Source organism: Oligoflexus sp. (assembly GCF_035638955.1).
Taxonomy (GTDB): Bacteria; Bdellovibrionota_B; Oligoflexia; order Oligoflexales; family Oligoflexaceae; genus Oligoflexus.
This window is the reverse complement of sequence record NZ_DASQYZ010000176.1, coordinates 1-5,740: the sequence shown is the minus strand read 5'-3', so window position 1 is coordinate 5,740 and position 5,740 is coordinate 1. Positions and strand designations below refer to the sequence as shown.

Annotated in this window: 6 protein-coding genes; 2 read left to right on the top strand and 4 right to left on the bottom strand. The window is 49.1% G+C overall.

Annotated features, from left to right (window positions below; all coding sequences use genetic code 11):
• From VE954_RS16590 to VE954_RS16580, 3 genes are all read right to left on the bottom strand, one after another.
• Positions 1-400 (bottom strand): hypothetical protein (locus VE954_RS16590; protein WP_324954713.1); only part of this gene is annotated, 400 nt, incomplete at its 3' end.
• A gap of 648 nt (positions 401-1,048) precedes the next feature.
• The gene (locus VE954_RS16585) at positions 1,049-1,300 is read right to left on the bottom strand and encodes a hypothetical protein (protein WP_324954711.1); all 252 of its coding nucleotides are present in this window, start codon (positions 1,298-1,300) and stop codon (positions 1,049-1,051) included.
• Positions 1,301-1,732: 432 nt separating this feature from the next.
• Positions 1,733-2,350, bottom strand: coding sequence for a hypothetical protein (locus VE954_RS16580; protein WP_324954709.1), 618 nt, complete (start codon positions 2,348-2,350; stop codon positions 1,733-1,735).
• Positions 2,351-2,669: 319 nt separating this feature from the next.
• On the opposite strand from VE954_RS16580, the gene VE954_RS16575 reads away from it, so the two are divergent.
• Together VE954_RS16575 and VE954_RS16570 are read left to right on the top strand one after the other, a co-directional pair.
• Positions 2,670-3,188, top strand: a complete 519-nt coding sequence (locus VE954_RS16575) for an IS6 family transposase (protein ID WP_324954715.1) — start codon at positions 2,670-2,672, stop codon at positions 3,186-3,188.
• A gap of 1,605 nt (positions 3,189-4,793) precedes the next feature.
• Positions 4,794-5,525, top strand: a complete 732-nt coding sequence (locus VE954_RS16570; protein ID WP_324954707.1) for a hypothetical protein — start codon at positions 4,794-4,796, stop codon at positions 5,523-5,525.
• Between the two features lie 33 nt (positions 5,526-5,558).
• On the opposite strand, the gene VE954_RS16565 is transcribed toward VE954_RS16570, so the two are convergent.
• Positions 5,559-5,740, bottom strand: a 182-nt coding sequence (locus tag VE954_RS16565; RefSeq protein ID WP_324954705.1) for a hypothetical protein, incomplete at its 5' end; no start/stop codon positions are given.

The following is a 5,740-nucleotide window of genomic DNA, read 5'->3' as shown; positions in this document are numbered from 1 at the left end:
CCACGAGCGTCAACTCTTCAAGCTTTTTATAAAGCAAAGTTTCGTTGATCAAGTCCCGGTTCCAGCTCGATCGATTGTACTCGATGCCCAAGCGTTTTTTGCTAAAACCAATTTCAGCGCGGAGCTGGTCATCGATTTTATAATCCACCGTGCTATCGCGTAGTCTGACCTCGCGCGTCTCGGTTTTTCCCTGTACCTCAATCACTGCGCGAAAACCGTCGCGACGCTGCGATGCAAACTCAAGCGTGCTTTCAGCGTAGGAGTGAGCTCCATTTTTGCGCTTTTCATACTCAATCCCTGTCCTGACATCGCCATCGACTTCGATATCAATTGCAACTTCGGCCCTGGCCTTGGGAAACAAGACCACCCATACGATAACGAAGGTTTGAGGCAGCTTCATGAATGCTACTACCTTCGACAACATATGAGCACGAACCATTCTGTTCATTTAGGATTCCCATTTCTTGTCTCGGACATGATTTTTCGACAACCAGTGAAAAGCAAATTCAGCGGCCGAGGGCGTATCGCCTATAGCTCAAACACCACGGGCCAAGTTTTGTGTCCAAAACCAATGAAGTAACCTAACCACGCTGTACTTCGAAAGAACGCACACTGACTTTTGACCTAGCAACTCCCAGTTTCAATGGATGGTTGGGCGCCAAGCCGCAACCGCTTGGGCTGACAAAGGCGTAAATTGCCACTCCACAAATATCGAATCCTCTAATTTCCTGGAATGGCCAGCTCGGTAATTCAAAACTAATCTAACTGCCGCAGATTCCGAGACCTACCGCCTTACTGCCATATTGCACAAAATGAACCTACTCTGAGCAGAAATAAAATGCTTAAAACTCAGCAGGATATATATTTCCAAATAACGCATGACATGCGCAGGTGACCAATACTAAAACCAATTATTCACCATGCAACCTTAGAATAATCAACATGCAAATTCCATATCCGGTGAAACGCGGTCCCAAGAATTAGAGATCGGTTGTGGAAAGTATGGGTTCCCCGTCCCACTCGACCTGACCTTTGTTTTCGGCTGACTTCACGGAGTACTAACAAAGGACATGGGATCCAGGCCCAGGCGATAGACCATTTCAGTCCCAATGTCATCTGCTTCCTGTTCCATGGTGTACCAGCCCAGAGCTTTTTCCTGCGCTTCCTGAACCGCCAGAGCTTTTGCGCTCTCGATCCCACCCACCTTTTCTCTAATAATCGAATCAACGTCTTGAATCAGTTCCAGAGCGTTTTCACTGTTTCGGAGTGCCGGGGGCGCAATCGGTTGCTCAAAGATCAAATAACTAAGATCGGACCTGATGCTGGACTCGAAGGGAGACGCATTAAGAAGCGGGGGTCAGGTCCTGATACCGGCCTCATAGCTCATGCTGTGTACGACGTTGCAAAGAGCTGAGTGAAACTCCTGGCCCTCAGGCTGAATCAATACAAAATACTCTTGTTCAACGTGGATAGTTGGGAAATCGTCCACCGACCAGCATCGAAACTATTGAATGGCTGGAGGCGACTGCAGTAGGAACCGCGATCCGACTCCATTTGTTTGGGGAGGAAAAAGATCGCTCAGACGAAAAAGAAGACGCCTTCGCTAGCATGCCCTCGGAAAATCAGGAGCCTGCACGAGAATGGCGGTAAAAAAGCGGTGTGGGGACATGAGCGAAGTGAATGACCCGTTAGGCCGGCGCACAGTGCTCCCTGCCCCTGAAGGTCAGAGCGTCTACTGGGCGATCGTCAGCTTAAATTTTATCGTTTCCTTGTGAGTTCCACTGACTTTTAAGCACGCATTTTGACCTATTTTTCCTGATGTGGCGGTGCCGCCCATACCATCCTGGGCTCCACCTTGGCCTTTGCCCCCAGCGCCTGCAGTAAATTTTCCAAACTGCAATAACGCAGAGGCGCACGCAAAGTCATAGATTTCTCCAGAAAGGTTAAAGTCTCCCGCCGTAAGCGGCTGAATGGAGACCACATAATTAGCGAGCATGACCTTATAGAAAGCACTTTTGCCCGCCTCAAGTGTAAGTTCTAAAGTTTGAAATTTTTGAATGGTCGTTGGATTGGAGGCGGCGGTGGGAGCAGGAACGTTCGCATCGTTCGCATCGTTCGCATCGTTCGCATCGTTCGGATCTTTTGCGACTGCAGCTTCGGGTTTGGCAGCTGCACTTTCTGCGTTGTTGGCGTCCTTGCTCGTTGAGTTCAGCTCACTTGCCACCTCATTCTTCGACTTGCCATCTACCTGAACCTGCTCTCCTCTCTTATCCTTCTGAGACTCATTGCTGCATGAAATTGCGAGAGTAAATAGAATGCAGGTGAATGCCTTCGGATAAGTGCGAATCATAATCTCTCCTTGTCTCGATGTTAACTTTTGTAAAGCAAGCCCTGGTCCAGACTCGGGTCGCTGCAATGGACATGCTCTGCTTCCCAGTTAAGACGCAGAAGTCCCTCGCAATTCTTTTGTCAAGCCTGCAATCTCAATGCTTCGCCCAGAAGGGATCCTGTGAATCGTGATGACCCCTGTATTCTATTAATAGTGTAATATTTCAAAGGGTGTACGATCGTCCTGGGTCATTGTTTTTTGAAAATTCACTATATATTTTAGACAGTGCTCAGTACATGGCCGTAATTAAGGTTCTGTTGCGGCTGAATAAGCCCTTGGTATTGCCGGAGAAACCTGCGGAGGCCGGCTCATACTTTTTGACACCAAAGAACATTGTTTCAAGAGGCAGATCATCATGCCCCATGTCCGCTGGTCTCTTTCCTATAAGTTGAGCTACCGGGATCTCGAAGAGATGGCTGCAGAGCACGGGCTTGAGATTGATCATAACACCATTTACCGCTGGGTCATGAAATGTAAGCCACGGCTGGAAAAGGCCGTGCGCCGACTTAAGAGGCCTGCGGGTAAAAGCTGGCGATTGGACGCGACGTATATCAAGGTCAGAGGTCAGCGGAAATACCTCTACCGGGCAGTGGATAAGGAAGGCGATACAGTGGACTATTTGCTAGCAGCAAAGCGCGATAGAAAAGCCGAAAAACGCTTTCTTTCGAAGGCTATCAAGTTAAATGATGAAGCGGTAAAAATCACTATCGACAAAAGCGAAGCCAATACTGCTGGCATCGAAACCTATAATAACGACGAAGGCACCGAGCCGCGGCACCTAGGGTTTTGTGCCTGCTAACAGCAGCTTCAATAACCATCTTTTCCACTTCGCTAGGTTCATATCATCAGCGATCGCGCGATCGATCTGCCGATGAATATCCGCTACTGAACCGTTTTTCCCAGTCTCGCCCCGCCTGATTACATCGTCCTCTTGTGCCGTCGGAGGCAACAGAAAGTCTTCACCTTTGCAAAATATATGCGAAAAAATCTGGGCTTCTGGAGAACATGTTGAATGCGTTGATAGTAAATTTTTTTCAAATTAGGCGAGAGGGAGCGATGACGGGGTGAGCCGCCGGAAGGACCCAAAATCATGTATGATCTGGTGTATGTGGCTTCCAAAGACAATACCGTGGAGTAATCTCCTTACGTCTTCGGAAGCTGGGGATTCTCTCGCTTTCGCACCCGGTAATCTGTTAGTAAAGCCTACCCTCCTTGCATTCCAAAACATCACATAGCTGCTATCCAGCCAAATCCAGCTTCCACACTGCAGTAGAAGGCAAATAATGATGAAGGAAAATGAGGGAAGAGAATTTTCCCGCCCTTGCTATAATATTCGCTGACCTCAAACAGCCAGCTGAGGTCCAGATGCTGCTACACACACAGGCAGGCATACGCTTGCTCTTGTCCTATTGTAAGTTTTCATGCTTGGGATGAAGCAGCCTGATTCGCTTGAGGGCCTACCGACGCTCGAGGAATTTGAGTGGCAATTGGAAGATGAGGTGATGACCTTTGCGGGCAGCAAGGAACAGCCGAAAAAAGCGCCTAAGGCGGTACCCGGAACCTGAAGTTCAGCTCAAAGGACCGTCGGTCTGGGCAGAAAGCTGTGCTCCACAGCATCGACTTGCGGTATTCAAGTCCTGTCGGGGGCCGACATCCCCCGACATAAGCATGGCGCTGCGACAAGAGATCAGAATCAGACTTGGTCGCACATGCTCTTCTGCAGAAAACGTTCCTCAATCCATTTGTCTACACATCCAGCGAATTCAGGAATATGGATGAATTCGAACCATCGCGACTTGCTACAGTTGACAACGTTTTTAACAATTTGTTCGCCATGTAATTTGTGTTTTCCCCGGTGACTTGGGGCAATCGTCGCACCGACCTTGCGTGGCACTCGGACTTGGCCATACCCAAGCGAAGGCTTGAGTTCAAGGCTATTGGCCATCCACGTGATGCACTCGGGAGTCATCCTATCGCATTTTGCATGAGACCTCGTCCTTGACTCCTGGCGTCAGCTCGTCATTTTTTTTGTGCCTCCAGCGGCTTTAGTGCGATTGATACTCTGACATTTGATTGCGGCATCCCCCACCTTTGGACCGGGTTTTACAACCAGTTTTACCGATATACCGAAACCCGGTGGAGGTTTGATAGTGAAAGTTTGGATAAAAATACCTCTCAAATCCTTCAAGTCACCGTCCATACATGGAAATCGCCCAAAGCATCATGACCTCCGCAATGACTGCATCGCCCTACGCGATGCACCGAACGCAGATGGGTTTGAAAAAATATCACATGAACTTTCAAGGACATACAAAACAACAGATGAACTTTGCTCGCAGGATGCGTCCCTGGATCGGAGCTTGCTCTACAGAAGGCAATTGATTCATCCCAGCAGGAGAACAGAATGAAATTCGTAACGGTACTCGCGTTCCTTGCCATCGCCTCATCAATCGGCTGCCGTAGTGAAACCGAAGGTGCAGGTGAGGACAGCAGTCTCAACTCGCTGTTCGTGGAAACCTCCATCGCGTCCCTATCGTTTGCGCTGGATGGAAATAAGCTTTACCTCGCTGAAGGCAAAAAAGTCCTGACCTGGGGGCACGATGCGCCGACGGTGGACGGTCAACAAATCAAGTACAAAGGCCTCATTATTGGCAGGTTGGACACAGGCTTTCTCTGCAACGGCAAGTTCGAGACTGTTTGCGACGTCAACGCCTATAAAAACAAGCCTTCCGTTATCGCCATAAAGTATACGGATCCATCCAAAGCGTCCACCAAGGCCCCGGCTGCAGGTGCACAGATTACATATGTAACGGCCAATACCGCAGCCCTCAGCAACGTTAAAATCGGAACCGCGATCCAGGGTATCGCCAAAGGAAGCTGCACCGTGAGCACGACTGCGGGTCAGAAAGTGCTGAACATCACGGCTGTTGCGAAGAAAACCAAAGACGCAGCCGGCAAGGAAATTCAAATGGTCGAGGTTTCAACCCCGGTTTATCAGTACAGCAATCAGGGCGAGTTGCAAATCGTGGAAATGAAACAGTTGCAGAATGTGTTCACCAATGGAAGTGTGCAGACCATTGCTGCAAGCGCCAAGGGTAAAAATGAAGGAAACGCTTTCCTGGCATTCTTCAGGTGATTCAGATAAGGAGGCTCTTTGAAAGACCTCCTTTTATTCCAGACGCGCACAGGCCCTCAGAGATTCTGAGGGAGTTTTATACCGGCAGAGAGATGTGATCATGAGGCTGAGGAGTGCATAAGGGCAGTCTTCAGCCTTTCTAACGTCCCAGTGTACGGCGCTCATTGTCCGAGGCGGGACACGGTATTTCCATGAAAACAGATAAAAATAAACAC

Bases quoted from the DNA above. Each gene is read 5' to 3' on its own strand.
- VE954_RS16570 (WP_324954707.1), top strand. From the start codon at position 4,794: ATGAAATTCGTAACGGTACTCGCGTTCCTTGCCATCGCCTCATCAATC.
- VE954_RS16580 (WP_324954709.1), bottom strand. From the start codon at position 2,350: ATGATTCGCACTTATCCGAAGGCATTCACCTGCATTCTATTTACTCTC.